25 protein-coding genes are annotated in these 26,079 nt (G+C 65.5%); 12 read left to right on the forward strand and 13 right to left on the reverse strand.

All coding sequences use genetic code 11. The features are described 5' to 3' along the window. Positions 1–90: 90 nt before the first annotated feature. From AC3G2C_RS00225 to AC3G2C_RS00245, 5 genes are all read right to left on the reverse strand, one after another. Positions 91–1,212 (reverse strand): sterol desaturase family protein, encoded by a 1,122-nt coding sequence (locus tag AC3G2C_RS00225; protein ID WP_488382596.1) that lies wholly within the window; start codon positions 1,210–1,212, stop codon positions 91–93. A gap of 140 nt (positions 1,213–1,352) precedes the next feature. Continuing rightward, positions 1,353–2,060, reverse strand: a complete 708-nt coding sequence (gene murU, locus AC3G2C_RS00230; protein ID WP_488382597.1) for an N-acetylmuramate alpha-1-phosphate uridylyltransferase MurU — start codon at positions 2,058–2,060, stop codon at positions 1,353–1,355. Beyond that, positions 2,057–3,067: an aminoglycoside phosphotransferase family protein gene (locus AC3G2C_RS00235; RefSeq protein ID WP_488382598.1), complete on the reverse strand. Its 1,011-nt coding sequence runs from the start codon at positions 3,065–3,067 to the stop codon at positions 2,057–2,059. The genes murU and AC3G2C_RS00235 overlap by 4 nt, the downstream gene beginning before the upstream one ends. A gap of 101 nt (positions 3,068–3,168) precedes the next feature. Further along, positions 3,169–4,506 (reverse strand): ammonium transporter, encoded by a 1,338-nt coding sequence (locus AC3G2C_RS00240; protein ID WP_488382599.1) that lies wholly within the window; start codon positions 4,504–4,506, stop codon positions 3,169–3,171. Beyond that, complete coding sequence (locus AC3G2C_RS00245; protein WP_488382600.1) at positions 4,496–4,834, reverse strand: P-II family nitrogen regulator; 339 nt, start codon at positions 4,832–4,834, stop codon at positions 4,496–4,498. Before AC3G2C_RS00245 ends, AC3G2C_RS00240 begins: the two co-directional genes overlap by 11 nt. Positions 4,835–5,163: 329 nt before the next feature. Between AC3G2C_RS00245 and AC3G2C_RS00250 the strand changes: the two genes are divergently transcribed. The 7 genes from AC3G2C_RS00250 to AC3G2C_RS00280 all read left to right on the forward strand — a co-directional run bounded on the left by AC3G2C_RS00250 (position 5,164) and on the right by AC3G2C_RS00280 (position 12,723). After that, positions 5,164–5,598: an SUF system Fe-S cluster assembly regulator gene (locus AC3G2C_RS00250; protein ID WP_488382601.1), complete on the forward strand. Its 435-nt coding sequence runs from the start codon at positions 5,164–5,166 to the stop codon at positions 5,596–5,598. A gap of 47 nt (positions 5,599–5,645) precedes the next feature. Next, positions 5,646–7,124, forward strand: coding sequence for a Fe-S cluster assembly protein SufB (gene sufB, locus AC3G2C_RS00255; protein ID WP_488382602.1), 1,479 nt, complete (start codon positions 5,646–5,648; stop codon positions 7,122–7,124). Positions 7,125–7,260: 136 nt separating this feature from the next. After that, a complete protein-coding gene (sufC, locus tag AC3G2C_RS00260; protein ID WP_488382603.1) occupies positions 7,261–8,031 on the forward strand; it encodes a Fe-S cluster assembly ATPase SufC in 771 nt (256 codons plus the stop codon). Further along, complete coding sequence (sufD, locus tag AC3G2C_RS00265; protein WP_488382604.1) at positions 8,028–9,344, forward strand: Fe-S cluster assembly protein SufD; 1,317 nt, start codon at positions 8,028–8,030, stop codon at positions 9,342–9,344. Before sufC ends, sufD begins: the two co-directional genes overlap by 4 nt. A 43-nt stretch (positions 9,345–9,387) precedes the next feature. Continuing rightward, entirely contained in the window at positions 9,388–10,635 is a 1,248-nt protein-coding gene (locus AC3G2C_RS00270; protein WP_488382605.1) for a cysteine desulfurase, read from the forward strand. 49 nt (positions 10,636–10,684) lie between these two features. Continuing rightward, entirely contained in the window at positions 10,685–12,076 is a 1,392-nt protein-coding gene (locus tag AC3G2C_RS00275) for a pyridoxal phosphate-dependent decarboxylase family protein (RefSeq protein ID WP_488382606.1), read from the forward strand. Between the two features lie 146 nt (positions 12,077–12,222). Further along, positions 12,223–12,723 carry a DUF3291 domain-containing protein gene (locus AC3G2C_RS00280; protein ID WP_488382607.1) on the forward strand — a complete coding sequence of 167 codons (501 nt, stop codon included), beginning with the start codon at positions 12,223–12,225 and terminating at the stop codon, positions 12,721–12,723. A gap of 26 nt (positions 12,724–12,749) precedes the next feature. Here the strand turns inward: AC3G2C_RS00280 and AC3G2C_RS00285 are convergent, their stop codons facing one another. The 3 genes from AC3G2C_RS00285 to AC3G2C_RS00295 all read right to left on the reverse strand — a co-directional run bounded on the left by AC3G2C_RS00285 (position 12,750) and on the right by AC3G2C_RS00295 (position 17,007). After that, on the reverse strand, positions 12,750–13,622 hold the full coding sequence (locus AC3G2C_RS00285) for a polysaccharide deacetylase family protein (RefSeq protein ID WP_488382608.1): 873 nt from the start codon (positions 13,620–13,622) through the stop codon (positions 12,750–12,752). A gap of 558 nt (positions 13,623–14,180) precedes the next feature. Continuing rightward, positions 14,181–16,217 (reverse strand): M13 family metallopeptidase, encoded by a 2,037-nt coding sequence (locus AC3G2C_RS00290; RefSeq protein WP_488382609.1) that lies wholly within the window; start codon positions 16,215–16,217, stop codon positions 14,181–14,183. A gap of 151 nt (positions 16,218–16,368) precedes the next feature. Further along, positions 16,369–17,007: a helix-turn-helix transcriptional regulator gene (locus AC3G2C_RS00295; RefSeq protein ID WP_488382610.1), complete on the reverse strand. Its 639-nt coding sequence runs from the start codon at positions 17,005–17,007 to the stop codon at positions 16,369–16,371. An 89-nt stretch (positions 17,008–17,096) separates the two neighbouring features. On the opposite strand from AC3G2C_RS00295, the gene AC3G2C_RS00300 reads away from it, so the two are divergent. From AC3G2C_RS00300 to AC3G2C_RS00315, 4 genes are read left to right on the forward strand one after another with little or no spacing between them, the layout of a single operon-like run. Next, the gene (locus AC3G2C_RS00300) at positions 17,097–18,512 is read left to right on the forward strand and encodes an MFS transporter (protein ID WP_488382611.1); all 1,416 of its coding nucleotides are present in this window, start codon (positions 17,097–17,099) and stop codon (positions 18,510–18,512) included. Between the two features lie 11 nt (positions 18,513–18,523). Then, on the forward strand, positions 18,524–19,102 hold the full coding sequence (locus AC3G2C_RS00305) for a superoxide dismutase (protein WP_488382612.1): 579 nt from the start codon (positions 18,524–18,526) through the stop codon (positions 19,100–19,102). Positions 19,103–19,129: 27 nt separating this feature from the next. Then, on the forward strand, positions 19,130–19,678 hold the full coding sequence (locus AC3G2C_RS00310; protein ID WP_488382613.1) for a GNAT family N-acetyltransferase: 549 nt from the start codon (positions 19,130–19,132) through the stop codon (positions 19,676–19,678). Further along, positions 19,675–19,995 carry a non-heme iron oxygenase ferredoxin subunit gene (locus AC3G2C_RS00315; RefSeq protein ID WP_430388380.1) on the forward strand — a complete coding sequence of 107 codons (321 nt, stop codon included), beginning with the start codon at positions 19,675–19,677 and terminating at the stop codon, positions 19,993–19,995. The genes AC3G2C_RS00310 and AC3G2C_RS00315 overlap by 4 nt, the downstream gene beginning before the upstream one ends. A gap of 19 nt (positions 19,996–20,014) precedes the next feature. Here the strand turns inward: AC3G2C_RS00315 and AC3G2C_RS00320 are convergent, their stop codons facing one another. The 5 genes from AC3G2C_RS00320 to AC3G2C_RS00340 are packed head-to-tail and all read right to left on the reverse strand — an operon-like array spanning position 20,015 to position 25,097. Then, a complete protein-coding gene (locus tag AC3G2C_RS00320; RefSeq protein ID WP_488382614.1) occupies positions 20,015–20,821 on the reverse strand; it encodes a MipA/OmpV family protein in 807 nt (268 codons plus the stop codon). A 17-nt stretch (positions 20,822–20,838) separates the two neighbouring features. After that, on the reverse strand, positions 20,839–21,771 hold the full coding sequence (locus AC3G2C_RS00325) for an HlyD family secretion protein (RefSeq protein WP_488382615.1): 933 nt from the start codon (positions 21,769–21,771) through the stop codon (positions 20,839–20,841). 20 nt (positions 21,772–21,791) lie between these two features. Further along, positions 21,792–22,538: an ABC transporter ATP-binding protein gene (locus tag AC3G2C_RS00330; RefSeq protein WP_488382616.1), complete on the reverse strand. Its 747-nt coding sequence runs from the start codon at positions 22,536–22,538 to the stop codon at positions 21,792–21,794. 10 nt (positions 22,539–22,548) lie between these two features. Further along, the gene (locus tag AC3G2C_RS00335; RefSeq protein ID WP_488382617.1) at positions 22,549–23,682 is read right to left on the reverse strand and encodes an ABC transporter permease; all 1,134 of its coding nucleotides are present in this window, start codon (positions 23,680–23,682) and stop codon (positions 22,549–22,551) included. After that, positions 23,682–25,097, reverse strand: a complete 1,416-nt coding sequence (locus AC3G2C_RS00340; protein ID WP_488382618.1) for a TolC family protein — start codon at positions 25,095–25,097, stop codon at positions 23,682–23,684. Before AC3G2C_RS00340 ends, AC3G2C_RS00335 begins: the two co-directional genes overlap by 1 nt. 256 nt (positions 25,098–25,353) lie before the next feature. Here AC3G2C_RS00340 and AC3G2C_RS00345 point away from each other — a divergent pair, with 256 nt between their 5' ends. Further along, on the forward strand, positions 25,354–26,052 hold the full coding sequence (locus AC3G2C_RS00345) for an MtnX-like HAD-IB family phosphatase (RefSeq protein WP_488382619.1): 699 nt from the start codon (positions 25,354–25,356) through the stop codon (positions 26,050–26,052). Positions 26,053–26,079: the final 27 nt, after the last annotated feature.

The raw sequence follows: 26,079 nt of genomic DNA on the forward strand, positions 1-26,079 counted from the left end.
CGACTTATGAGTGCGGCAGTCTCTGCTTGAAGAAGACTGGCGTCGTGGCGATGACACGCCTCGACGAGAGGCGAATTCAGTGATGAAACCTCAGGCTACTTCGGCCGAGGTCTTGTCCGTCGTCGTCGGCGTTTCGACGGACATGGGCGACACGCCATGCGCCGGTTGCATCACATGGTGCGCCAGGCCGTGCAGGTCCAGTTGATCGACGGGAATGGGGCGATAGTCAGGGCCAAAGGCGACCTCGCCGAACTTCCAGCCGGCGGGGCGACGCACCGCTCCCCAGAAGCGCTTCACGGCATTCCAGTGCAGGCCGATCAGGTTGTGGTTGTTGTCGTCATCCACCATCGGATCACCCACGCCGGTGGGGCGCAGCGGCTCGTTGTAGAGCGCGGTGCCGAACAACACGTCCCAGATGGAGAACACCTGGCCGAAGTTGCAGTTGTGCAGCTTCGGGCGCTCCGGGTCCACCAGCATGTGGTGCAGACGATGGAACTTGGGCGAGACGAATACGCGGTTGAACACCGGCCCGAAGGCGATGCGCACGTTGGCGTGCGAGAAGTTCTGCATCAGTTCGCCAAACAGCACCAGCCAGGCGAACTGCTCGGGCTCCACGCCCATCACGATGCCGACGCAGGCCAGGATCATCGACTGGATGAAGCCGTCGATCAGGCTGCCGCGATCGTTGGTCCAGCAGCTCATCTGGCGCGTGCTGTGGTGCATGCTGTGCAGCGCCCACCACCAGGGCAGCGCGTGCTGCAGGCGGTGCATCCAGTAGTACACCATGTCGTAGATGACGTAGTAGCAGCCGAACAGCAGCCACGGGTGCTGCTTGAGCCATGGTACCCAGTGCGTGATGGCGAGCGGCGAGGCGCTGGCGTCGCTGGGGCCGGTATCCGGTCCGCCGAAATAAATGGCGATCGGCGTGAGCACCAGGTAGCTGAAGATGGGAAAGATGCCCACCAGCATCATCACCGTGTACTGGAAATCCACGGCGGTGAGCTTGCGGTTCTCCCACTTCTCCGCGGGCACGATGCTTTCCAGCGGGCGGAAGATGAAGCCGATGATGCACAACTGCACGGCGGCAATGAGCAGGGAGGCGGAGATGTCCTTGGGGTCGCCGGCCAGGTCCTGAAGATGCAGGAACTGCAGCACCGGCAGTACGCCGTGATCGGCGAACCAGTTGACCAAGTGGGACCACAGATCGGACATCGTTGATACCTTGCAGGGAAGCGGGCGGTCCTGCAGGGCTTCGCCAAGCGCCGGGCGCTCTACAGAACTGGGCGGTTTAGGATACCGCCGGGCCCCGGCCGCATCCATCCGGCAGGATTTTGCGCACGGCTACCTTTCGCTCAGCTACCGCGCAGCCGCGCATCCAGCTCGTTGAGACGCTCAGGCGTGCCCACGTCGGTCCACGCGCCCGGGTGGAGGCTGCCCCGCAGTTGATCCTGGGCGATGGCGCGCTCCAGCAGGGGGCGCAGCTTGAAGCGGGGTGGACGCTCCTGCGCGCTGGCCTCGGTCACCACCGAGCGCCAATCCTCCAACAGTTCGCGGCGGAATACGCCGATGCCGCTATAGGTCAGGCGAGGCTGCGCATCGTCATCGTGCAGTCGACCCTGGGCATCGAGCGAGAAGTCGCCGCGGGGATGATGGGCCGGGTTGTCCACCATCAACAGGTGCGCCACGCCGGCCGGCTCGGCGGGCAGGGCGGCGAAGTCGGCATCGGTCCACACGTCGCCATTGATGACCAGGAACGGTTCGGGCCCCAGTAGCGACAGCGCATTCCACATGCCGCCCCCGGTTTCCAGCGGCGTGGTGCCTTCATAGGCATAGCGGATACGCAGCCCCCAGCGCGAGCCATCCCCCAACGCTTCGGGAAACTGATCGGCGAGGTGAGACGTGTTGATCACCACATAACGCACATCGATAGCCGCAAGCTTTTCGAGATGCCATTCGATCAAGCGCTTGCCGCCTGCGGCCAACAGTGGCTTGGGCGTGTGCTCGGTGAGCGGGCGCATGCGCTCGCCAAGGCCAGCGGCAAAGATCAGCGCGTGCCTCATGCGTTCACCTGCGTCAGGTCGCGCCCTTCCGCGTGTCGCTCCAGCAACGCCACGAACTCGGCCAACTCTGGATAACGACGCGCCACCGACACCACGTAGTGATACACGCGCGGCACATCGGCCAGGTAGCCGGGTTTGCCATCGCGATACCACAGGCGATAGAACTGACCGAGCACGCGCACATGACGATGCAGGCCAGTAAGGTCGAACCAGCGCTGGAAGCGCGCCGGGGTGACATCGGCGCCGATCACGCCTGCGTCGAGCAGGCGCTGGCGATACGTAGCCGCCCAGGCATCCACGCGCTCGGCTGGCCACACCACGTACGCATCGCGCAGCAGGGAGGCCAGGTCGTAGGTGATGGGGCCGGACAGTGCGCCCTGGAAATCGATCACGCCCGGATTGTTCTGCTCGACGATCAGCAAATTGCGGCTGTGATAATCGCGATGCACGAAGCAGCGCGGCTGCTCCAGGGCGTTACGGATGATCACGTCGAACGCCGCCTCCAGCACGTCCCATTCGCCGCAACTGGGCGTGTGGCCGAGGTGACGTCCGAGGAACCATTCGGGCATCACTTCCAGTCCGCGTACCAGCATGGCGTGATCAAAGCGGGGCAGCTCCTGGTGCGGCATGCGCGTCTGCATGCGCAGCAGGGCATCCATGGCGTCGGCATAGAGCGCGTCGGCAGTGTGCTCCTCCAGCGACGGCAGATAGAGGCGGTTGCCCAGGTCTTCGATCAGCAGAAAGCCTTGCTCCAGATCCGTCGCGTGCACGGCCGGCACATGCAGGCCGGCAGCCGCGAGCTGCTCGCCGATGGCCAGCCACGGGCGCGGGTCTTCGAGCGCTGGCGGCGAATCCATCACGATCCAGCTGCGCCCCTGATGATGCGCACGCCAATAGCTGCGAAAGCTCGCATCGGCGGAGGCGGGTGCCAGCGTGAGTGTGTCGTCGCCCAGCGTGTGTCGGGCAAAAGCCAGGCGGGCGGCGGCGCGGTCGGAAGCGGTAGTCATGGCGTGCTGCGCGGAAAGTTGGCGTGCAGCTTAGCGGGTATGCCTGCGCGGCTGTAGGCGCCGCAGGCGGCCCTCTCCGGGCGGGAGAGGGCCGTTGTGACTCAAGACAGGTTGTATGCCTTCTCTTCGTGCAGGGCGATATCCAGGCCGATCAGTTCCTGTTCGTCGTCCACGCGCAGACCCAGCGTCCAGTCGATCAGCTTCAGGATCACCAAGGTCAGTACAGCGCTCCATACGATGGTGAAACCCACGCCCTTGGCCTGTATCCACAACTGGCCCCCGAGCGACTCCACCGTGCCGAAGCCGCCCAGCTTGGGCGATGCCAGCGGACCGGTAAGCAGGGCGCCGACGATGCCGGCGACGGCATGCACGCCGAACACGTCCAGCGAATCGTCGTAGCCGAGCTTGTGCTTGAGGCGTGTGGCGCTGAAAAAGCAGATCACACCCGCCAGGAGCCCCAGCACCACCGCGCCACCGGGGCCGGCCGTGCCGGCTGCCGGCGTTACCGCCACCAGGCCGGCCACTGCGCCGGAAACAATGCCCAGTACGCTGGGTCGGCCGTGCACGATCCATTCGGCGAACAGCCAACCCAGCGCGGCCGCTGCCGTGGCGAGCTGGGTGGTGAGCATCGCCATGCCGGCACTGCCATTGGCGGCCACTGCCGAGCCGGCGTTGAAGCCGAACCAGCCCAGCCACAACAGGCTGGCGCCCATCACGGTGTAACCCAGGTTGTGTGGCGGCATGGGTACGTTGGGGTAGCCGCGGCGCTTGCCGATCACCAGGCAGGCGATCAGGCCGGCGATACCGGCATTGATATGCACCACTGTGCCGCCGGCGAAATCGAGCACGCCCAGGTCGCCCAGGAACGAGCCCGGCCCGCTCCACACCATGTGCGCCACCGGCAGGTAGACGATGGTGAGCCACAGCCCGCTGAACCATAGCAGCGCGCTGAACTTCATGCGCTCGGCGAAGGCGCCGATGATCAGCGCCGGCGTGATGATGGCGAAGGTGAGCTGGAACATCACGAACACGCTTTCCGGCACGGTCTGGTAGCGCGAATCGGGCTTGAGCCCGGCAAGCAGCACGCGATCGAGCCCGCCGATGAAGGAGTGCAGGTTGGATACGCCCGCCTGCATGCCTTCCGTGCTGAAGGCCAGCGAGAAGCCGTAGAGCATCCACAGCACCGACACCAGCGCGGTGATGGCGAAGCACTGCATGAGCACCGAAAGCAGGTTCTTGGCGCGCACCATGCCGCCGTAGAACAGCGCCAGCCCGGGAATGGTCATCAGCAGCACGAAGGCGGTGGCGGTAAGCATCCACGCAGTGTCGCCGCTGTCGATATGGGTCGGTGCCGGCGCAGTCTGTGCCCAGGCTGGCGCGGCGGCCAGCAGGGCGGTGAGGGCGAACAGGGCCTTGCTGATCCGGGAGTCAAAGCGCATCGACGTCGACCTCCTGCGTGCGAATGCGAATGGCCTGTTCCAGCTCGCTCACGAAGATCTTGCCGTCGCCGATCTTGCCCGTGCGGGCGGCGCCCATGATGGCTTCCACCGCCTGGTCCAACTGCGCGTCGGCCACGGCCACTTCCAGCTTGAGCTTGGGCAGGAAATCCACCACGTACTCGGCGCCGCGATACAACTCGGTATGGCCATGCTGGCGCCCGAACCCCTTCACTTCCGTAACGGTCATGCCCGTTACGCCCACGTCCGTCAGTGCCTGGCGAACGTCGTCCAGCGTGAACGGTTTGATGATGGCCGTAATCCACTTCATACCCAAAGGCTCCCCGTGCCGTGGTTATGTGGCAGTGCAGCAGGATGCGTGCCATGCGCGCCGAGACGGGGCCTCAGGTCCCCAACCGTCATTCTGGCGAAAGCCGGAATCCAGTGCCTTCAATGACTTGCAATGGGTAGCGAACGCTGTCGCCCAACAGCGTCACGCGATGACTGCTTGAGGGTGGTCATTCTGATAGGCGAAATCGCCCAATCCTGGTGCGCCGCACTTGGGCCACGCCCGCTTTTGGTGCAGTGCCGTGGTTTGACCCTGAACGCCGTAATCTGTACCATTTTGGTCCCGATTCCCGCAGTCCCCGGCCGCTCCCCATGCTTCGTGTCAGCCGCCTCACCGACTACGCCACGGTGGTGATGACCTGCATCGCCGCCCACCCCGACGACGTGCTCAGCACGGCGCAGATCGCGGATGAGGCACACCTGGAGCTGCCCACCGTGAGCAAGCTGCTCAAGTCGCTGAGCCATGCGGGGCTGGTCGAATCGTTCCGCGGCGTCAACGGTGGTTATCGCCTGGCCCGGCCGGCCGACGACATCAGCCTGGCGCAGATCGTGGAAGCGCTGGAAGGCCCCATCGGCATGACCGAATGCAGCCTCGCCGAAGGGCAGTGCGAACGCGAATCCCAATGCGGCGTGCGCGCCAACTGGCAACACGTCAACAGTGTGGTGGGCAACGCGCTACGCGCGGTCAGCCTGTCCGACATGCTCAAACCCTCCAGTCGTCGCATCGACGCGACCCTGATCGGATGAACGACCACTCATCCGCCAACGCCCCCGACGACGACACCAAGACAACCATGACTACCGAAACCACCGATCGCAACGAACTCTCCGCCACGCTTCGCGACAACGCCGAAGTGGCCGCCGCGCTGGGTCGTCGCTACGAGGCCGGGTTCGTTACCGACATCGAAACCGACAGCCTGCCGCCGGGCCTGTCCGAGGACATCATTCGCCAGCTTTCCGCGCTCAAGCACGAGCCGGAGTGGATGACCGAGTGGCGCCTCAAGGCCTATCGCCATTGGCTCACCATGCCCGAGCCGCACTGGGCCAAGCTCAAGATCGGCGCCATCGACTTCCAGGCGATCAGCTATTACGCCTCGCCCAAGAACAAGCCCAAGTCGCTGGACGAGGTGGACCCCAAGCTGCTGGAAACCTACGACAAGCTCGGCGTGCCGCTGCACGAGCGCGCCAAGCTGGCCGGCGTGGCGGTGGACGCGGTGTTCGACTCCGTGTCGGTGGGCACTACCTTCCGCAAGGAGCTGGCCGAGGCCGGCGTGATCTTCTGCTCCATGAGCGAGGCGATCCGCGACTACCCCGAGCTGGTGCAGAAATACCTGGGCAGCGTGGTGCCGGTGGGCGACAACTACTTCGCCGCGCTCAACTCGGCGGTCTTCTCCGACGGCTCGTTCGTGTTCATTCCCAAGGGCGTGCGCTGCCCGATGGAGCTGTCCACCTATTTCCGCATCAACGCCGGTCACACAGGCCAGTTCGAGCGCACCTTGATCGTGTGCGAAGACGGCGCCTATGTGTCCTACCTGGAAGGCTGCACCGCGCCGATGCGCGACGAGAACCAACTGCATGCGGCGGTGGTGGAACTGGTCGCGCTGGAGAAGGCGCAGATCAAATACTCCACCGTGCAGAACTGGTATCCCGGTGACGAAGAAGGTCGCGGTGGCATCTACAACTTCGTGACCAAGCGCGGCGATTGCCGTGGCGACGACGCCAAGATCTCCTGGACCCAGGTGGAAACCGGCTCGGCCATCACCTGGAAGTACCCCAGCTGCGTGCTGCGCGGCGATCGCTCCGTGGGCGAGTTCTACTCGGTGGCGCTCACGCACCATCGCCAGCAGGCCGATACCGGCACCAAGATGATCCACATCGGCAAGGGCACCAAGTCCAAGATCGTGTCCAAGGGCATCAGCGCCGGCCGCAGCTCCAACAGCTACCGTGGCCTGGTGAAGGTGGAGAAGGGCGCCGAGGGCGCGCGCAACTACACCCAGTGCGATTCGCTGCTGATCGGCAAAAAGTGCGGCGCGCACACCTTCCCGTACATGGAAGTGAAGAACCCTTCGGCCATCGTCGAGCACGAGGCCACCACCTCCAAGATTTCCGATGACCAGCTGTTCTATTGCCGCAGCCGAGGCATCAGCGAGGAAGACGCCGTGTCGCTGATCGTCGACGGCTTCTGCAAGCAGGTGTTCCGCGAGCTGCCTATGGAGTTCGCGGTCGAAGCCAAGAAGCTGCTGGAAGTGTCGCTGGAGGGTGCGGTGGGCTAAGGCGGAACCTGGGAACGGAGAACCAAGGAAGGGACAGCGCGACTCGCCGCCCTGTCATTCCACCGCTCCATCCCGAAAACCGCTTACCTCACTGCGCTTCCTTATTCCCCATTCCTTATTCCCGATTCCCACAACCATGCTAAAGATCGAAAACCTGCACGCCCGCGTCGAGGGCAAGGACATCCTCAAGGGCCTCACGCTCACCGTGAACCCCGGCGAGGTGCACGCGATCATGGGCCCCAATGGCGCCGGCAAGTCGACGCTGGGCAACGTGCTCTCGGGCCGTGAAGGTTACGAGGTGACGGAAGGGTCAGTGACCTTCAACGGCGTGGACCTGCTCGCGCTGGAGCCCGAAGAACGCGCCGCCGCCGGTGTGTTCCTGGCGTTTCAGTACCCGGTGGAAATCCCCGGCGTGAACAACACCTACTTCCTGCGCGCCGCGCTCAACGCCCAGCGCAAGCAGCGCGGCGAGCCGGAGCTGGACTCCATGCAGTTCCTCAAGCTGGTGCGCGAAAAGCTCAAGATCATGCAGATCTCCGACGAGCTGCTGCACCGCGCCGTGAACGAAGGTTTCTCGGGCGGCGAAAAGAAGCGCAACGAGATCTTCCAGATGGCGGTGCTCGAACCCAAGCTGGCGATTCTCGACGAGACCGACTCCGGCCTGGATATCGACGCCCTCAAGCAGGTCGCGCAGGGCGTGAATGCATTGCGCTCGGCCGAGCGCGGCTTCCTGGTGATCACCCATTATCAGCGTCTGCTCGACTATATCGAACCCGATTTCGTGCACGTGCTGGCCGATGGCCGCATCGTGGAGAGCGGCGATAAAACCCTCGCGCTCAAGCTGGAAGAGCAGGGCTACGCCTGGGTGGCCGACAAGGATCCCGCGCTTACCGGAGCCTCGGCATGAGCCAGGCGCAACGCACGCCATTCGTCGATGCGCTGCTGGAGGCCGTGCCGGCGTCGCTGCCCGGTAGCGGCATCGGCTGGCTGGATGCCGCGCGTCGCGAGAATTTCGATGCCTTCGTTGCCGGCGGGCTGCCGGATACGCGCGTCGAGGCCTGGAAGTACACCGCGCTGCGCGCCCTGGGCCAGCGCCGCTTCGCACTCGGCGATGCGAAGGCAACCACGCGCGCCATCGATGGCGCGGCCTTTGCGTTGCCCGGCGTGAACGGCCCGGCGCTGGTGTTCGTCAACGGTGTGTTCCGCGCCGACCTGTCGCGCATCGATGCCTTGCCGGACGGCTTGAACCTGGCGCCGCTGTCGCAGGCGCTGCAGGCCGACGCCGAGCCGCTGCGCTTCGCGCTGTCGCGCCACTATCGCGAAGGTGGTGACGCCTTTGCCCGCCTCAACGCGGCGCTCGCGGCCGATGGCGTGGTGCTGCGCGTGGCCGCTGGCGCCAAGGTGACGCAGCCGGTGCACTTGTTGTTCATTGGCGCGCCGGCCGAAGGTGATCTTTCCTGGCATGTGCGCCATGTGATCGAACTGGGCGAGGGCGCCGAGCTTTCGCTGGTGGAGCATCACGCCTCGGCGGGTGCGCACCAGCACCTGTGCACCCAGGTGGCCGACATCGTGCTGCGCAAAGGCGCGCGCCTGTCACACGTTACCCTGCAGGACGCCAGCGACGGCAGCACCCTGGTGCGCCACGACAGCGTGCAGTTGGACGCGCAGGCACAGGCGTCGTTGTACGTGCTGGAACTGGGCGGCTCGCTGGTGCGGCACGACCTGCATGGCACGCTCACCGGTGATCAGTCGCGCCTGGAAACGCGTGGCGTGTTCGCCCTGCATGGGCGACAGCACGTGGATACGCAGATGGCGATCGAGCACCAGGCGCTCAACACCGCCTCTGACTCGGTATGGCGCGGCGTGGCCGATGGCCGCTCGCGCGGCGTGTTCCGCGGCGCCATCGTGGTGGCGCAGGGCGCCGATGGCAGCGACGCCAGCCTTAGCAGCAAGAACCTTTTGCTGTCGGGTCAGGCCGAAATCGACACCAAGCCCGAGCTGGAAATCTACGCCGACGAGGTTAAGGCCGCCCACGGCGCCACGGTCGGCCAGCTCGACGAACGTTCGCTGTTCTACCTGCGCTCGCGCGGCATTCCGTTGGCCGAGGCGCGCTCGATGCTCACCGCGGCGTTCTGCCGCGCGGTGTTCGAGGCGCTGCCCGAGGCCGAGCTGCGCGAGTACATCGACCACCGACTGATGGAACACCTGCCGTCGGCCTGATCCACGGCGGTTTCCACCTCACGGCAACCAGGCGACATTTCCGATGAATGCACAGACCCAGCCGCTTTCCACCGTGTTCGACGTGCAGCGCATTCGCGCCGATTTTCCCCTGCTGTCGCGCACGGTGCATGACAAGCCGCTGATCTATTTCGACAACGCCAACACCAGCCAGAAGCCGTTGAGCGTGATCGAGGCGGTGGACAACCACTATCGCCTGCACAATGCGAACGTGTCGCGTGCGGTGCACTTGCTGGGCGAAGAGGCCACGGCCGCTTACGAAGGTGCCCGCGACCGCCTGGCCCGCTTCATCAATGCGCCTTCGCGCAACGAGCTGGTGCTTACCTCGGGCACGACCCAGGCGATGAACCTGGTGGCCTATAGCTTTGCGTTGCCGCGCCTCAAGCCCGGCGATGCCATCCTCACGACGGTGATGGAGCACCATGCCAACATCGTGCCTTGGCAGCTGGTGGCCGCGCGCAGCGGCGCCACGGTCAAGGCGGCACCGATTGACGAGCGTGGCGAGCTGATCCTCGAGAAGTTCTTCGAGATGCTCACGCCCGAGGTGAAGCTGGCTTGCGTCACGCAGGTGTCCAACGTGCTGGGCACGGTGAACCCGGTGCGCGAGATCGCGCGTGAATGCCGCAAGCGTGGCATTCCGCTGCTGGTCGATGGCTCGCAAGCTGTGCCGCATCGCCCGGTGGATGTGCAGGCGCTGGGTTGCGATTTCTATGCGTTCACCGGCCACAAGATGCTGTCGCCCACCGGCACGGGTGCGCTGTGGGCACGCAAGGAACACCTGGAGGCGATGCCGCCGTTCTTCGGTGGCGGCGAGATGATCCGCGAGGTGCGCTTTGACGGCACCACCTTCGCCGAGCCGCCGCACAAGTTCGAGGCGGGTACGCCCAACATCGCCGGCTTCGCGGGTGTAACGGCGGCCATCGACTACTACGACTCCGTGGGTTTCGACGCCATCCATGCCTGGGAGCAGCAGCTGCTGCGTTACGCCACCGAGCGCCTGCGCGAAGTGCCGGGCCTGCGCCTGTTCGGCGAAGCCAAGGAAAAGGAGCCGGTCATCTCCTTCCTGATCGAGGGCGCCCAGGCCACCGACCTGGCAACCCTGCTCGACCTGCAGGGCGTCGCCGTGCGCTCGGGCCACCATTGCGCGCATCCGCTGATGCAGTTCTATGGCGTGCCGGCCACGCTGCGCGCCTCCCTCGCGTTCTACAACACGCGCGAAGAAGTCGATGCCTTCATCACTGCGCTGCTCAAGGTACGCAAGCTGCTGATGTGAGCCCACCGCGGGCATGGGCAGGGACGTCGCAGTTGCCACAGGGAAACACATGCACGCACATCTGAAGAACGATTTCGCGGCGCTCGATGCCATTCTCGATCGCGCCCGAGCCCTCGCCGGCAGCTACCTGGACGGTCTCGACCAGCGCCCGGCGGCTGCCCGTTTGCCGGGCACGCTTGCCGCACAGGCGGCGCTACCCGAGCACGGCGTGGGTGCGCTGGCGGCGTTGGGTGAGTTCGAGCGTGACTACGACGCGCTGCTCTCGGGCAGCCCCGGTGCGCGCTATTTCGGGTTTGTCACCGGCGGCGGCACGCCGGCTGCGTTGGCGGCGGACTGGCTGGTCAGCACCTACGATCAGAACGCGCAGCGCAACGGCGACACCTGCGCCGCCACGATCGAGCTGCAGGCGGTGGACATGCTGCGCCAACTCCTGGGCTGGCCTGCCGCCTGGAACGGCACCTGTGTCACCGGCGCGACCATGGCCAACTACGTGGGCATGGCGTTGGCGCGGCAATGGGTGGGCCACCAGTATGGGCGCGATATCGCCGCCGACGGCGTCTATGGTCTGCCGCCGGTGCCGGTGTTTTCGGCCAGCGCCCACTCCAGCACGCTCAAGGCGTTGAGCATGGCCGGCCTTGGCCGTCAGGCCATCCAGATGGTTCCGCAGCAAGCTGGGCGTGAGGCCCTGCAGGTGGACGCGCTCGCGCGCATGCTGCGCGAACGTGGAGACCAGCCGAGCATCGTGGTCGCCAGCGCGGGCACGGTAAACACCGTCGATTTCGACGATCTGGCCGCCTTGGCGGAATTGAAGCAGCGACATCGCTTCTGGCTGCACGTGGATGCGGCCTTCGGCGGTGTGGCGGCGGCATCACCCGCGCGCCGAGCATGGATGGCCGGCATCGAGGCGGCGGATTCGGTAACCGTGGATGCGCACAAATGGCTCAACGTGCCCTACGACTGCGCCATCGCCTTTACGGCGCACCTGCCGTTGCAGTTGGAGGTGTTCCAGAATCATTCGGCGTACCTTCCCGCGCCGGAGCCGGTGCCGGATCACTTCCTGCATCTGGCACCGGAGAACTCGCGACGTTTCCGTGCATTGCCGTTGTGGATGACCCTCAAGGCGTATGGGCGCGAGGGTTATGCGGAGATGGTGGAGCGCCATTGCGAGGCGGCCCAGCGCCTGGGTGCGCTGATCGAGGCCGATCCGCGCTGGCGCCTGGCCGCCCCCGTTCGGCTCAATGTGGTGTGTTTTGCGCCCGTCGATGCCGATGCCGCGGACGTCGCGCGTGTGCAGAAGGCACTGCATGCCGATGGCACGGCCTATGTGTCGCCCTCCACCTTGCATGGCCAACCGGTGTTGCGTGCCGCCATCTGCAACTGGCGCACGACCCTGGATGACGTCGAGCGCACCTTCAAGGCTTTGCAGCGAACGCTGGCGTGAATGCTGGTGCGCCTCGCGCCGGCGAGGCGCGGGTCCGCCTTGCCTGGCTCGCGGCGGTGGCTGCCGGGCTTGAGAGGCGAGCCGTCCCCAGCCATTGATATCGTCCACCGCATCCCCCACGCAATAAGCTTTCGGGCGGAGGTCACATGGAACGTTCCTGGCAGCTGGCACAGATGAACATCGCCACCCTGATCGCCGATCAGGGTGATCCCACCGTACAGCCCTTCTTCGACGCATTGGCCGGCGTGAATGCCCTGGCCGAAGCCAGCCCGGGCTTTGTCTGGCGACTGAAGGACGAGGCGTCGGACAACGCCACCAGCATCGCGGTCACCGCTGATCCCCGGTTGATCGTCAACCTGTCGGTGTGGGAGAGCGCCGAGGCCTTGTTCGACTTCGTCTACCGCAGTGCACACACCGGCATCATGGCGAGGCGTCGCGAGTTCTTTGCCCGTCCGCCGGAGGGGCGCAACTATCAGGTGTTGTGGTGGCTGCCCGCTGGTACGGAGCCGAGCGTGGGCGATGGTCTGGCCAAGCTATGGCATCTGGATCGCTTTGGTCCAACGCCCTGGGCCTTCACCTTCAAGCAGCGATTTGCCGCGCCAGGTACCGCTGTCGCCTTCAACGCGATGAGCGAAAAAGAGGCCTGAGCGCCGGAGAAGGCTCAGGCCCTGGGTCAACCCGCCTCGCCGGACGGCATGGCGTCGTCCGGCAGCACGAATTCGAAGCCGCGGTTTTCCAGGTTGGTCAGGATCTGGTCCAGCGCCGCGGCGGTGGTTTCCTTTTCGTGCATGAGGATGATGGAGGTGTCGAAGGTTTCGTTGGTGGCGTGGCGCACGATCTCGGCTGGGTTCTTGAGCAGGCAGTCGTAGCTGTTGGCGTCCCAGAGCATTTGCTTCATGCCGGCTTGTTCGGCGGCGTGGCGTACGGCGTCGTTGGTCATGCCGAACGGCGGCCGAAAGTAGCGCGGGCGGTGGCCGGTAACCTGGGCGATCTGTCGGCTGCAGTCTTCGATTTCGTGGGGCAGCTGAGCGGCGGTGAGCGTGCTCAACTTGGCATGATCAAAGCTGTGGTTGCCGATGGCGTGACCCTCGCGCTCCATTTTGGTCATGGCCTGCACGGTTTCATCGTTCATCTTGCCGCAGACCACGAAGAACATGGCGTGCGCGTGGTGCTGGCGCAGCACGGCGAGGATGCGGTCGTCGAGGGCGTTGCCGTTGGGGCCGTCATCGAAGGTGAGCATGGCGTATTTGTGCTGGTTGACCCAGTCGCCAGCGGCGCGCAGCGGCTGGAGGGTGGTGCTTTCCAGCGTTTTTTGGTTGCTGCTGAGCGCAAAGTGGCGCGGCGCCATGTAGGGCGTGGCAAACACCAAAGCGGCCGTGCACAGGGTGAGCGCGGCGGTGAGGATCGTTGCGGCCCGAACGGGGAATTGGCGCGGCTTGGTGGCTTCGTGCCGAATACGTTCAATCGTGCGGCGCCACAGCACGGCGCGTGGCAACGGTTCCATGCCTTCCTTTCCCCAATGCATCACGTTGATGTTCGTCGTCATGGCGTGCGCTTCTTTCAATGGTGTCGTCCCCGTTGCCTCTCAGATGGCACGGAGCGTGCCAACCGCGTCGGAAGTTCGACGGGCGACGCGGCGGCGGCGAGTCGGACTGACCTGCGTCAATAAGTGACCCTCGCTGGCAGGCGCTCTGTCGCCTGCCTTTCGGTGTGTCACTTGTTTGCTATGACGTTTGACGGGGCGCGACCGGAAGTGACGTCGCGATGCAGTGAGCGCGAGTGTCGTGGCCGCGCACGGATGTGACGCGCGGCGGCGCTGTACGGCGGGCTATGGCCTTAAGGCGGTAGGAGGCTTTTGCGTGGCCCAAAAAGAAACGCCGCGGATGGCTCCGCGGCGTTGTCTTAGGGGGCTCTGATTAAGCGACCTTTTGTTCGCCATTCCTGCGGACCCCAAGAAGGGGGCAAGAGCTGGAGGTGCTTTTCAACAGCCGAAGGGCTGGTCATCCAGTGTCTCTACGTTCAAGTGTTTACAGGCGCTGGATCTCAGCGTTCGCTGGGATGACGATCAAAATCAGGGCGTCCTTAGGCGTGATGGAGACCGGGGTTACCAGATCTTCACTTGCTGGTCGTCCGAGCGAACCATTTTGTCCCCGGGTTTGCACTGGAACGCCTTGGCGAACGCCGGCATGTTGGACGGTGCGCCAATGGCACGGAACTGGGCCGGTGCGTGCGGATCGGTGTTGAGCAGGGTGAGCTGTGCCTCGGGACGCACGTTGCCGCGCCACACGCGTGCCCAGTTGAGGAAGAAGCGCTGATCCTGGGTGTAGCCGTCGATCTTGCTCTTGGCTTCCTTGGGGTTCTTGGCCAGGGCCATCTGCAGGGCGTCGTAGGCGGCGTTGAGGCCGCCCAGGTCGCCGATGTTTTCGCCCATGGTCAGTTTGCCGTTCACGAACTTGCCCGGCAGGGCTTCGTAGCTGTTGAACTGCTTGGCGAGCAGATCGGTGCGGGCTTCGAAGGCTTTGCGGTCGTCGTCGGTCCACCAGTTGGCGTTGTTGCCCTGGGCGTCGAATTTGCTGCCCTGGTCGTCGTAGCCGTGGCCCATTTCGTGGCCGATCACGGCGCCGATGCCGCCGTAGTTGAGCGCATCGTCGGCCTTGGCATCGAAGAACGGCGACTGCAGGATGGCGGCCGGGAACACGATTTCGTTCTTCTGCGGGCTGTAGTACGCGTTCACCGTCTGTGGCGTCATGCCCCATTCGGTGCGGTCTACCGGCTTGCCGATTTTGGCGACCATGAAGTCGTAGTTGAACTTGCTGGCCGCCTGTACGTTGGCAAAGTAGTTGCCCGGCTGAAGCTGCAGGCCGCTCCAGTCACGCCACTTGTCCGGGTAGCCGATCTTGGGGGTAAAGCTGGCCCACTTTTCCAGCGCCTTTTGCTTGGTGGCGTCGCTCATCCACGGCAGGTTTTCGATGCGCTTTTTGTAGGAGGCACGCAGGTTGTCCACGAGTTCCTGGGCGCGGGCCTTGGATTCGGGCGAGAACGTTTGCGCAACGTAGAGCTGGCCTAGCGCCATGCCCATGCCGCCTTCCACGGCGTCGAGCGTGCGCTTCCAGCGCGATTTCATTTCCTTCTGGCCGTTCAGCGTTTGGGCGTTGAAGGCGAAGTCTTCCTGCTGGAACGCCTGGGACAGGTAGGGCGCGGCGTTGTCGATGGCATGGAAGCGCAGGTAGGCCTGCCAGTCACTCACCGGCACGTCGGCCAGCATCTTGTCGAACTCGGCAAAGAACTTGGGCTGGGACAGCGAGAAGCCGGTGGTGACATCCGCGCCCTGGGCCTTGAAGAAGGCAACCCAGTCAAAGTGCGGGGTGACCTTGCCGGCCTCGGCGATGCTCACGTAGTGGTAGCGGTTCTCGGGCTGGCGCAGTTCGGTCGGCACGAGGGAGGCGGCCGCAAGGCGCGTTTCGAACGCCATCACGGCTTTGGCTTGTGCCTGCGCGTCGGCTTCGCTCACGCCCACGAGCTGCAGGGTGCGGGCGACGTGCGCCACGTACGCCGTGCGGATCTTTTCGAAATCGGGCTTGCTGTAGTAATCGGCGGTGGGCAGGCCCAGGCCGCCCTGGCCGGCGTAAGCGATCTGCTTGCTGGAATCTTTGAAGTCGGGGCTGCCGTAGAAGCGGAAGCCGACCGGGTTGCCGGTGGCGTAGCTGTCGCGGATGTAGGCGGCAACGTCCTGGCTGTTCTTGAGGCCGGCAATGCGTGCCAGCTCGGGCTTGATCGGGTCAAAGCCGGCTTTTTCGATGGCGGCTTCATCCATGCCGGAGGCGTAGAGGTAGCCGATTTTCTGCTCGATGGAGCCCGGCTTGGCGGTGGCGGCGCCCTTGGCGGCGTTTTCCACGATGCCGTGCTGGACGTTGAGGCTGTCCTCGCGCAGGGAGTCGAACGAGCCCCAGCGCGTGCGATCGGCCGGAATGGGGTTGGCAGCGACCCATTTGGCGTTGACGAAGCCGTTGAAGTCGCTGCAGACGCCCTTGCTGGGGTCTAGATCCTTAACGTCGAAGGTGCCCGAGGGGCCGGCCAGTGCGGCGGTGCTGAGGGCCAGGCTCAAGGCCAGCGCCAGCGGTTTGACGATGCGGTTCTTCATAGCGGGTAACTCTCCCTCGGTGGACGGTGCGCGCCAGCGTGCTTTCCGTGGCGCACACGGAATTCGACGACCGATCAGGCTAGGGAGCGGGGCAGGGCATGGCCCAGTGTCGAAGGTCATGCCATGGGGCACGCCGACGACTGATATGTGCTCAGCTGCGCGGGCTGATGCGATAGCTGCAGCGGCGAGCGCCGGCGAGCAGGTGTTGTTCGCGCACCACCTGTACGTCGGGCCCGAGCACGTCCTGGAACAACAGCAGTTCGGCGCGGCAAAAGCCCTGGCAGGCGCGCGCGGCGGCGCAGATGGGGCAGTGGTCTTCCATGAGCAGCCAGTCGGCACCATCGGCCTCGGCGCGTGCCATGTAACCCTCGCGCTGGCGTATGTCCGCCAGGCGCCGCACGCGTTCGCCAATGGAGCGTGCGCCTTTGAGGTGGGCGAGGTAGGCCTGCCGGCTGTCCTCGCGGCGGGCATCGATAAGTCGGTCGACGCCGGCATCACCAAACAGTTGCCGCACGGAGCCGATCAGGTCGACGGCGAGCTGCGCATGCGTATCGGGAAAACGTGCATGCCCTGCCGCGGTAAGCGCCCACACCTGGCGCGGGCGCCCGGCGCCGCCGGCGCGCTCGGCTTCGCCCGCGATGAGTGCGGCTTCCTGCAGCTTTTGCACTTGTTGGCGTACGGCTTCGGTGGTCAGCCCCAGGCTGTCCGCCAGGCTGGCCGTGCTCTGCGGGCCTACGGTTTTAAGCCGGAACAGGATGCGCTCGGCGGGCGCGTCGGTTGAATTATCCAAGTTCATGCTTGCTTAATCTCGATGGCTTTGCTTAATATGCAAGTACATTCTTGGATATTAGGCGCATCGCTGCGCACTGTCGAGGTTGCATGTCCACTGTCGCTGTCTCTCCGAGTTGGCAGGCGCTGCTGTCTGGCCGCAATGGCACGCGTTGCCTGGCGCTGGCGGGTGGTACCGCGCTCCACGCCATCAACATTTATATGGTTACCACCCTGATGCCCTCCACCGTGGCGGACATCGGCGGCATGGCGTATTACGCCTGGAACACTACGTTGTTCGTTATTGCCTCCATCGTGGGTGCCAGCGCTGCGGCGCCGTTGGCACTGCGTTGGGGCGGTAAGCGCGGCTACCTGCTTGCGCTGGGTGTGTTTGCCCTGGGCACGGCCATCTGCGCACTCGCCGGTTCCATGCCCATGCTGTTGGTGGGGCGCAGCTTGCAGGGTTTGGGCGGCGGCGTGCTGGTGTCGTTGGCTTATGTGTTGATCCGCGAGGTGTTCGAGCCTGCACTGTGGCCGCGCGCCATGGGGTTGGTGTCGGCCATGTGGGGCATTGCCACCTTGTCGGGCCCGGCCTTGGGTGGCGTGTTTGCGCAGTGGGGGCATTGGCGCGATGCGTTCTGGGCGTTGTTGCCGGCGGTCGCCGTGCTCGCGCTGGTGGTGGCGCGCTGGTTGCCGGCAAGTGCTCAGCGTTCGGGGCGGTTTCGCCTGCCGGGGCTGCGCTTGTTGTTGCTGACGTTGTCGGCGCTGTCGATCTCGCTGGCGAGCGTGAGTCATTCGCGCCTGGGGCAGGCGGCGGGTGTGGCTATCGGCGTGTTGCTGGTGCTGCCCATTATCTGGCTGGATCGCGGCGCCCGCTTGCGGCTGCTTCCTGAGCTGGCTTATCGGCCCTCGCGATTGCGCGCGATTTACCTGGTGATGGCGGCGCTGGTGATCGGCACCAATGCCGAGATTTTCGTGCCGTACTTCTTGCAGGTGATCCACGGGCATGGGCCACTGGTCGCCGGTTACCTCACGGCGGTGATGGCCGGTGGCTGGAGCTTTGGTTCCACCTTGAGCGCGGGACGCGGCGCGCGTTTTGCCGCCTGGGCCACGCGCAGCGGCCCTTGGGTGATGGCCGTGTCGCTGGCGTTGTTGGGTGTTCTGTTGGGCCAGCGCGAAGGCTTTGCCGATGGCGCGGGCTTGTTGCTGTTGTGCGTGGTGATGGCGGGTGTTGGGTTAGGTATCGGCATGGCGTGGCCGCATCTGCTGAGCGCTTTGTTGGGCAGCGTGCCCACCGAGGATGGCGCACTCGCATCGGCCTCCATCTCCACCGTGCAGTTGTATGCGATGGCGTTGGGTGCGGCGCTCGCCGGCCTGGTGGTGAACGCCGCAGGCTTGAGCGACCCCGGTGGTGTCGAAGGCGCCTGTCGCGCGGTGCCCTGGCTGTTCGGCAGTTTCGCCGTGCTGAGCCTGCTTGGCCTGCCTGCGGCCCGCCGCGCCGCGCAACCTCTTTCTCCCACTCACTGACAGGAGCGCCCATGGCGATCGAACTTCTCCCGCTGCCTTATGCCCGCGATGCGCTAGAGCCGCACATGTCGGCCGAAACGCTGGACTACCACTACGGCAAGCATCATCAAGCGTACGTTACCCAGTTGAATCGCCTGATCGAAGGTAGCGAGTTCGAGCAGGCGGACTTGGAAACCATCGTGCATCACGCTAGTGGTGCGCTGTTCAACCAGGCGGCGCAGGTGTGGAATCACAGCTTTTTCTGGAACTCGCTGAGTCCGCGCGGCGGCGGTGAGCCGCAGGGCCGGCTGGCCGATGCCATCGCGCGCTCGTTCGGTTCGTTCGCGGCCTTCAAGGAGGCATTCAACCTGGCCGCGCTGGGGCACTTCGGCTCCGGCTGGGTGTGGCTGGTGCAGCGACTCGATGGCGCGCTGGCGGTGATCAGCACCGGCAACGCCGTCACTCCGCTGGCCAGCCCGGAGCGGCCGCTGCTGACGCTGGATGTGTGGGAGCACGCGTACTACATCGACCACCGCCATGCGCGCACGCGCTATCTGGAAGCGTTCTGGTCACTGGTGCACTGGGATTTTGCCGAGGACAACCTCGCCTGAGTCGCGATGGCGGTTTACCATCGCACGATGCCTAACGAACTTACTCCCGTATTCCGCGCGGCCGGGACCGCCGACATCGACGCCGTGGTTGCCCTGGTGGAGTCTGCTTATCGCGGTGAATCCAGCCAGCGTGGCTGGACCACGGAAGCCCATCTGTTGGACGGCCAGCGCACCGACGTGGAGAGCGTGACCGACTTGGTCGGCCGCACCGACGGGCTGGTGCTGCTGGCCGAGCGCGAGGGTGTGCTGGTGGCCTGTTGCCATATCGAGCGCCGCGAGGGTTTCGGATACTTCGGCATGTTCGCGGTGAGCCCCGCCTTGCAGATGGCGGGATTGGGGCGCCAAGTGTTGGCGGAGGCCGAGCGCATCGTGCGAGAGGAGTGGCGGCTGGGTGACATGCGCATGTCGGTGATCGAGCAGCGCGGCGAGTTGATCGCCTGGTATGAGCGGCGCGGTTACCGGCTCACTGGCGAAACCGGCGCTTTCCCGTATGGGCAACCGCGTTTTGGCATTCCCCGTCGTGATGACCTGCGCTTCGTGTGGATGAGCAAGGCGCTTCAGCAGGAGGCCGCATGAATCTCGCCGACTGGATTTTCGTGGGCACGCGCAGCGAGTTGCTGCCCGGCGAGTTCAAGGTGGTGTGGGATGGCGATACCGCCATCGCGGTGTACAACATCGATGGCGATCTCTACGCCATCGAGGATGTGTGCAGCCACGACGGCGGTGACCTGGCCGGTGGCGACGTGCATGGCTTCGAGGTGGAGTGTCCGCGTCACGGCGCGCGCTTCGATGTGCGCACGGGCGCGGTTACGTGCCCGCCGGCGTACGAGCCGATTGCGAGCTTTCCCGTGCATGAGGTGGACGGCCAAATATGGACGCGCGACAACCGCTGATGCAGCGCGTGCGTTGCTTTCAGTAGCGGTAGACGAACGCCAGCGTGGTGGTGAGCTGATTGGGTGAGCCGAAGTGGCGCACCAGCGAACTGCTGGCGGCATCGCCCAGCAGGCGCGTGTAGTTCACGGCAAAGGCGAAGCCGGTGTGCTGGCTGGTCGGCATAAAGGCGTCATACTCCAGGCCGAGTTGCTGGCTGCCCGCGCTGGGCGTGGACGGTTCGACGCCCAACCGCGCCGCCTGCGTGGGCGTGAGCTCGAAAAATCGCCGCATGGCCGCGCCATTCATGACTTGCCACTGCAGCTGCACGCTGTGATTGAGGTAACCGACGGCCGGCAGATCGTAGTCGGCATACAGGTTGAGGTAGGCGCCAGCGCCTTGCGTGTCGTGACTGAGGTCCGCGCCCACGTTCAATTCCACCGTGGCCTGGTATTCCAGATAGCCGCCACCGTTGAGGCGGGGCGATAGTGAGTTGATGATGCCGCCGAGTTTGGGGCCAAGGTCCGAGCGCTCACGTCCCCATAGATAGTTGCCGTACAAGCCACCGCGCCATTGCTCGCCGTGGATAAGGTCCACGGTGAGGCCGTCCATGGTGGACAGGGTGATGTGGTAGGGCAGTTCGGCCTGGATATAGGGGATGGGCTGGTTGCGATGGTCGCTGGAACCCATCCAGGCCGGCATGCGTTGCATACCGGCGCCGAGCATGATGGTGGGGCCATCGGTGACGTTTTCGGCATGCAGACGGGGTGCGCCGGACAGGAGCAGCATGCACAGCGCGGTAGGGGCCACGCGCGAAAGGCGTGGCTTGCGGAACAGGAATGGCTGCATGCGAACTGTCTGACTTCTTACTTGCCGGCGGCGGCGTCGGCGGCCTTGAATTGAACGATCACGCGCTGCCCAATGCGCAGCGTTGCCGGTGGTGGCTGGTCGAACACGAGTACGCACTGCACGGTGCGGCTGTTGGCGCGAATCAGCGGGTCTTCTTCCAGCGCGCTCGGACCGAACACGGTGCCGATGCGCTGAACGTGCGCATTCAGCGTGGGCGCGCCGCTACCGCTGTCGTCCACCACCTGGGCGGGCATGCCCTCGTGCACCGTCGTCACGAAGGATTCGTTGAGTTCGGCGCGCACGATACGCAATTTTTCCGGCAGCAGCACGAAAACGGGGCCGCCCTGCGGCGACACCGCTGCGCCAGGCTGGACGGTGCGCTCCACGATCTGCCCGTCGACCGGCGCCACCAGGGTGCGCTGCGCCAGCTCGTAGCGGGCGGCGTCCAGCTTCTGCGTGGCCATGGCCACGGCGGCATGGGCGTTGTCCAGTTCGCCTTGCAGTTGTTGTGCGGCGTCCTTGGCGTCGTCCGCGCTTTGGCCGTCGGCGGCGCCTGCGGCCGCCGCAGCCGCGAGGCGGCCAGCACGTTGCTGGGATGCCTTCAGGCGGATATCCAGCATCTTGGCCTGCGCCTGCGTTTGCTGTTGCTCTGCCTCGGCGGCCTGCACGGCGAGCTGCGCAGGCTTGGGGTCGAGCGTGGCCAGCACCTGGCCCTTGGTCACGTGGTCGCCCTCGTGCACCTTGATGTCCGCGATGATGCCTTCGCGCGGCATGCTCAATTTGAGCAGGCCGCCCTCGATATCGATGCGGCCACGCGCCACGGCAGCGTAAGCGGGCTTGGTGGCGGCCTGTTGCGCGGCAGCCTTGTCGGCATCGCCATGCGAGCACGCGGTGAGCGACGCCACCGCGAGGGCAAGGGCAGACAGGGAAAGTAACGGACGCAGGGTCATGCAGAAGGTTCCTTGTGGCCTCACGTCGGCGTCGATGCCGGCGTAGGCACGCGATCACTAAGGATACGGCCATCTTCCATGGCGAGCACGCGATCAGCGTGACCCACCAGGCGCGGATCGTGGCTGACGCACAGCACCGTCGTGCCGTGGCCACGCGCGATGCGGTGCAGGATGTCGATGATGATCTGGCCGTTGGCCGCATCCAGCGCGCTGGTGGGTTCATCGGCGAACAACAGGCCAGGCTCCTTGGCCAGCGCGCGTGCAATGGCGACGCGCTGCTTTTCACCGCCGGAAAGCTCGGACGGGCGCAGGCCCATGCGGGGGCCGAGGCCGACTTCTTCCAGCGAGGCGCGGGCGCGGCGACGCGCTTCGCCCGGCGGCAAGCCCAGGTAACTCAGCGGCAGCTCCACCTGCTCCAGCGCGTTGAGCGCGGGGAACAGGTTGAAGCCCTGGAACACGAAGCCGGTGTGCAGCAGGCGGAAACGTTCCAGCGAGCGCTGGTTGAGCTTGCCCAGGTCTTCGCCCAGGGCGATGACTTCGCCGCTGTCAGGGCGTTGCAGCCCGCTCAGGATGGCGAGCAGGGTGCTCTTGCCGCAGCCGGACGGGCCGGAGATGAGGGTGAGCTCGCCAGCGTGCATGTCCAGTGTCAGGTCGTGCAGCACCGTGTTGTGGGTCGGCCCGTTGCTGAAGGATTTGTTGATGTGGCGCGCCTGCAACGACACGCTGTGTGCAGGGCGGGGAGTGAGCGTGGTCATGGGTTGGGACATGGCGCTCGCCTCACCGCAGCAACGTGGCAGGGTCGGCACGATGCAGGCTGCGCATGGCCGCCAACCCCGAGACGATGGCCAGGCTCATGCACAGCAACAAGCATGCGGCGGTGGTCCATGGGCCGAGCGACACCGGCACGCTGCGACTGCGCGCGATGGCCAAGGCGATGGCCCCCAGCACGCTGCTGCCGATGAGGCCTAGCGCACCAACCCAGAAGGCCTGCTCCATCACCACTTTGCGCAGCGCGCCCACGCCCACACCCAAGGCATTGAGCGTGGCGTACTCGCGTACCGAGCCGATCACGGCGGCCACCAGGGTCTGGCTGGTGATCACCGCACCCACGAGGAACACGATGCCGGCCAAGAACAACACGCCGGCGCCGGCGCCGGTGTCGAAGATCCAATACAACTGCGAGCGACGAGCGAAGTCGGGGGCGGTCCATACGTCGTAGCTGCCGAAGGCGCGGTCGCCGCGCAGGCGAGCGGCCACGTCGTCGGCCATGCTCGGGTCGCGCAGCTTGGCCACGAAATAGGTCATGCGGTTGACGTTGGAGGGGTCCGTATCGAGCGCGGCGGCCGTGGCGAGCGAGGCCACCACGTTCACGCCGCCCAGCGCGCGCAGTCCGCTGCTTACGCCCACCACGCGCACGCGGTGGCCATTGATCACAGCGGTGTCGCCCACGCCCACGCCCAGGCTGCCGAGGTCGGCGCGGTCGACGATTACGGCGTCGGGCTCGTTCAAGCGCGCGCGTAGCGCGAGCGGAAGTGCATGGGCGAACATCAAACCATCCGGTCGGGCGTTGATGCCCGACACGAACACCGATACGCCGCCCGTGTCGTTGGGGCCGCGCCAGTCGGCGTCCACCCAGTGGAAGGGTTCGACGGCGGTCACGTCCGGGTCCATGCGCAGGCGCATTTCCACGCCGGCATCGATCGAGCGGCCCAGATTCACGCTCTGCGTGCCGGGATAGCCGGCCCACAGATCGCCCGAGGAGCCGGTGATGTACACCGCGGCGCTGCCGAAGATGCCCAGCACCAACGCCGCCTGCAGCAATTGCAGCAGGCCGGAAAAGCCAACGGCGACGATGGCGGGCAGAAAGCGTCGCCATTCATAGATAAGGGTCTTGCGTGCCAACGCCACCATCAGTTGGTGCCCCCCGGCAGTGGCGTGTTGGGCGCGGGTGCGCCGCCCAGTGCCTTGTACAGGGCGACATAGGCGAGGTCGCGCGCGGCGACGGCGCTCACCACATCCAGCTCGGCCTTGTGACCCTCGATGAGCCCGTCCTGCAGATCCAGCGGGCTGCTGAGCTTGAGTTCGGCCCGTTTGCGTTGCGCGTCTACGCTGGTCTGCACGGCTTGGGCAGCCTGCATGGTGGTTTGCTCGCGCTCATGCAGCTGGGCGAGGTCGCCCATGGCAGTCTCCGCTTCGGCCACGCCTTGCAGCACCGCCTGGCGATAGGCCAGGACGGCCGCTTTCAGCTCATGGTCCTTGGCATGAGCGTTGGCCACGCGCTGCCCCCAATCGAACAGAGGTACGTCGATGATGGGGCCGGTGGAATAAATGGCCTCGCCCGTGTGTACCCTGTGATTGGCGGCGATGTTGGTCGACCACTGCACCGATGAACCAATGCCGATGTGCGGGTAGATATCCGCACGGCTGATGCCCAGTTCGCCCGCCGCGCGCAGCACTTCGGCTTCGGCGCTGGCGATTTCAGGCCGGGCGCGCAGCAGGTCGGCCGGGGCGCTGGTGAGTTGCCAATCGCCCAGCCGTGGCTGCTCGCCGGGCTGCAGCCATTGCGGGTCGGGCTCGGGCTGGCCAAGCAGCACAGCCAACTGCTGCGCGCTGGCGTTGATGGCTTGCTGGGGTTCGGCCAGCGCAGCCTGGGCACGCAACAGCTCGGCCTGGGCGCGAGCCACTTCGGCGGGCGGCGCCAGGTTCAAGCCGGCTCGCACCTTTAGCAGGCGCAGCTTTTCTTGCTGGGCATCGCGAATGGCACCGAGCAGGCGGGCTTGCTGCTGGGCCGAGCGCAGCTCGATCCAGCGGCGGCTCACTTCGGCCACCAGCGACACTTGCGCACCGCGCACGGCGGCGTTGGCGCTATCCAGTTGACCCTGGGAAACACGCTTGGCGCTCTGCCAGGCGCCGAACAGGGGGAGCTCCCACACGGCATCGAAGCCCACGACGAAATACGACGCGGTGGTGTCCGGGTCGATCACGTCGTTGGTGCGGCCGTGCAGGGAGGGCAGGTAGGGGTCGTGCGAGTGCCGATTGAGGGTGCGGGCGGCGCGCAGGCGTTCGGCGGCTTGCGCCACGTCAAGGTTGCTTTGCAGGGCGCGGTCTACCAGTGCGTTCAGCTCCGGGTCGCCCAGCGCCTGCCACCAGCCGTGCAGGTCGGCCGTGGGGGGCGCCACGCCAGCCGGCGCATTGCGCCAAGTTTCGGGCACAGGGGGCTTGAGATCGGGCAGCGGGGCTACGGAGCATCCCGCTAACGTCGCCAGTCCCCAGGCCATCAGCACCCTGGAGAGCAGGGGGCGTAGCCGGGTGGGTGCAGCTTCCATGTTCGACGATTCCGGGTAATTTCGACGCTGAAACACGAATATCCTGAACGTTCAGGTGACAAGTTGGGGTGAGCTTGTGACCGGCGACAGCGCCAAGAAGTGCCCAAGCATACCGGAGCAGCCCTTCGGATGGCTTAGTAAAGGGGTATTCCTGAGGTTCGCCTGAGGTTTACGCAGTTTCTTTCGGAAAAGGAAAGGAGGCCGAAAGGGGTAGGTCCCTATCGTGTTGCCATCCTGCAATGCGGAGCTTCACCTAGTGACTGGCTGGACCATTCTCTGCGACTTCGACGGCACCATCTCGGTCGAGGACGTGATCGACTCGCTGCTTGACCGCTTCGGCCGCCCCGGCTGGGAGACGCTCGAGCAGGATTGGCGCGCTGGCCGCATCGGCTCGCGCGAATGCATGACGGGCCAAGTGGGCCTGCTGGACATGACCCAGGCCGAGCTGGACAAGCACCTGGGCTCGCTGTGGATCGACCATGCCTTCCCGGCTTTCGTGGCGAAGACGCGCGAGCTGTCCACGCCGATCCGCGTGGTGAGCGACGGCCTGGACTACGCCATCCACAAGATCCTGGGTCGTTACGGCCTGGACGACCTGCCGCTGGCCGCCAACCACCTGGCGCCGGCCACGCCGCCGCGCCAGTGGCAGCTCACCTCGCCGTTCCAGGCCGAGGGTTGCCGCAGCGGCACCTGCAAGTGCGCCGTCGCCGCGCAGGCGAGCAAGGGTGGCACCAAGACCCTGCTGATCGGCGATGGCGCGTCGGATTTCTGCGCCGCCGACCGCGTGGATTTCGTGTTTGCCAAGCATCGCCTGATCGAGCACTGCCGTGCCGCGGGCATCCCCTATATGCCGATCACCGGCTTCGAGGATGCGCTGGAACTGCTGCCGCGCCTGCTCGATGGCAGCCTGCTGGCTGAGCAGACGCCCGCACCTTCGCTGGCGATCGCCTCGTAACCGAGCGGGCGCCGCGCCCGCTCACCC

This window comes from Frateuria sp. sgz306004, assembly GCF_057750885.1.